Consider the following 2,781-nt stretch of genomic DNA (forward strand, 5'->3'; position numbering starts at 1 on the left):
TGCGCGGCGGCGCGCCGCCCGGGGCGTCCGTGAGCGCCGTACCGCCGTTCCCGGCCGGGCCGCGGTGTGCCGCCGTGCCCTGGTGCGCGGCGGGGGCCCGTACCCGTGCGGTCTCCCTGGCGTGCTCCGGCTTCCGGACGTCCCCGGGCACCGGGTCGCCCCGGAGGACCAGCGCGTAGGCGTCGGCGAGTTCGTGCCCCGGGTCGATGCCCAGTTCCTCGGCGAGCAGCCGTCTCGTGCGGTGGAACCAGTCGAGCGCCTCCGACCGGCGACCCGCCCGGTGGAGCGCCCTGATCAGGGCTGCGGCGAGGGACTCCCGCAGCGGGTGGGCCACCGCTTCCGTCCGGAGCACGGCGGCGGCGCGGTGATGGTCACCCAGCAAGGCGCAGGCCTCGGCGAGTTGCTCCACCGTGGCCAGTCTCGACTCCTCCAGCGTGTGCGCGGCGGCGCGGAGCGGTGGCCCGGCGAACGCTCCGCCGAGTGCGGGGCCCTGCCACAGGGAGAGCGCGTCGTCGTACATCAGGACGGAGTCGGCGGCGCTGCGCTGCTGCCGTGCCAGCGTCAGGAGCTCCTCGAACCGCTGGGCGTCGAGGAGGGATTCCGGGAGCCGCAGGGCGTACGCGTCCCCGAGGGTGACGAGCTCCACGCCGTAGGCCGGCGCGTCCGCGCCCGTCAGGAGGGACCGCAGCCGTGACACGTGCCCCTGGATGACGCTACGGGCGTGCAGGGGGGGTTCGTCGTCCCACAGGCACTCCGTCAGCCGCGAGACGGACACGGGGGTGTTGGCGGACAGCAGCAGGGCGGCCAGCACACTGCGCCGCTTGGCGGGACCGAGCGGCAGCGGACCGGTGAGTGCCTCGACGGAGACCGTGCCGAGAAGCCGGAACTCCACGAGCGGCTTTCCTTCCGGGTGGGACGCACCCGGAGCGGGGGCCCAGGCACCCCAGGATATCGAGGCCGCCACCGGTCCGGCGGAGAGTCACACCGGACCGGCGTGAACCGATCGCCCGACGGCCCGCGTCACGGGTACCGGCGCTCCTCCTCCGCGGACACGACCGTGGTGGTGGGCGGCACGACCATGCGGCGGCGCCGCGCGATGCTCATGTAGACGAAGACCCCGACGAGTCCGACGAGCATCATGATCCAGCCGACCAGGTCGACGTTGACGGTGTCCATCTCCCAATCGGTGGCGAACGCGAGTACCGCCCCGGCACCGATCAGGAGTATGCATCCTCCGAGTCCCATGATTTCCGCCTCCTCGACGGCCCGGTGCGTCCGGGCCGGTGTACGGAGCGCGTACCCGGCCCGGCGGCAACCATGTCCGCACAGCGGCTCGATGGCGGTGCGTCAGTCCGCCAGGAAGGCCGCAATCGCGTTGGCCAGGAGGTACGGGTCGTCAGCGCCGCACAGTTCGCGGGCGCTGTGCATCGAGAGGATCGCGACGCCGACGTCGACCGTCGAGATGCCGTGCCGGGCCGCCGTGATGGGACCGATCGTGGTGCCGCAGGGCATCGAGTTGTTGGAGACGAACGTCTGCCACGGCACGTCCGCCTTCTCGCAGGCGGCCGCGAAGACGGCGCGGCCGGTGCCGTCGGTGGCGTACCGCATGTTGACGTTGACCTTGAGGATCGGCCCGCCGTTGACCACCGGGTGGTGCGTGGGGTCGTGTCGCTCCCCGTAGTTGGGGTGGATGGCGTGGCCGGTGTCCGAGGAGAGGCAGACGGTCCCGGCGAAGGCACGGGCACGGTCCTCGTAGGAGCCGCCGCGGGCGAACACGGAGCGCTCGAGGATGGTCCCGAGCAGCGGGCCGTCCGCGCCGGTGTCGGACTGGGAGCCGTTCTCCTCGTGGTCGAAGGCGGCCATCACGGGGATGTGGGCGAGTTCGCCGTCCGGCTGTCCCGCCACGGCTGCCAGTGCCGCCGTGGCGGCGTGCACGGAGAGCAGGTTGTCCATGCGCGGCCCGGCGAGCAGCTCCCGGTCGCGGCCCAGGTAGGCGGGCGCTTCGACGGGGTGCGGCATGAGGTCCCAGCCGGTGACGTCGTCCGGGTCCACGCCCGCCTCCTCGGCGACGAAGCGGATGAGGTCGCCCTCCGCGACGTCGCCGAGACCCCAGATGGGCTGCATGTGCTTCTGGCGGTCGAGCTTGAGCCCTTCGCTGTTGGCCGAGCGGTCCAGGTGCACGGCGAGCTGCGGGACGCGCAGCAGCGGCCGGTCGATGTCGACCAGCCGGTGCGTGCCGTCCCGCAGCGACAGCCGGCCGGCGAGACCGAGGTCCCGGTCGAGCCAGGTGTTGAGGAGCGTTCCGCCGTAGACCTCGACGGCGATTTGGCGCCAGCCGTACGAACCGGTGTCGGGCAGCGGTTTGACCCGCAGGTTGGGGGAGTCGGTGTGGGCTCCCACGATCCGGTACGGGGTGTGCGCCTGAGCGCCCTCGGGCACGTACCAGGCGACGATGGCGCCGCCGCGCAGGACGTACTTCCCACCGGTGGATCCGTCCCAGGCCGCCGTCTCCTCGACCTGCCGGAATCCGGCCTTCTCCAGTCGTGCCGCCGCGGCGGCCACGGCGTGGTACGGGGAGGGCCCGGCCATGAGGAAGGTCATCAGATCGTCGGTGTGCCCGCGGTCGAAGCGGAGGCGTGAGCTCATGTTCTTCACTGTAACGAGGGGGGCCGGGGGACATTCACCGCCTGCCGATCGGGGTCCCGCCGCCGTCCCGGCGGGCCCGGGCGCGCGGTGCCGGGTCCGGTGCGGCGGTGCCGTGCCGGAGCGCGGGACGGCCCG

The 2,781-nt window shown here is 73.1% G+C and carries 3 protein-coding genes; all 3 read right to left on the reverse strand.

Annotation, left to right across the window (positions count from 1 at the left end; all coding sequences use genetic code 11):
• Positions 1-892: AfsR/SARP family transcriptional regulator (locus ABZ371_RS31320; RefSeq protein WP_358686047.1), on the reverse strand; the 892-nt coding region annotated here is incomplete at its 3' end.
• A gap of 128 nt (positions 893-1,020) precedes the next feature.
• The gene (locus tag ABZ371_RS31325) at positions 1,021-1,245 is read right to left on the reverse strand and encodes a DUF6458 family protein (protein WP_358686050.1); all 225 of its coding nucleotides are present in this window, start codon (positions 1,243-1,245) and stop codon (positions 1,021-1,023) included.
• Positions 1,246-1,347: 102 nt separating this feature from the next.
• Positions 1,348-2,646, reverse strand: a complete 1,299-nt coding sequence (locus ABZ371_RS31330; protein ID WP_358686052.1) for a M18 family aminopeptidase — start codon at positions 2,644-2,646, stop codon at positions 1,348-1,350.
• Positions 2,647-2,781 lie beyond the last annotated feature (135 nt).

The organism is Streptomyces sp. NPDC005899 (genome assembly GCF_040629645.1).
Taxonomy (GTDB): Bacteria; Actinomycetota; Actinomycetes; order Streptomycetales; family Streptomycetaceae; genus Streptomyces.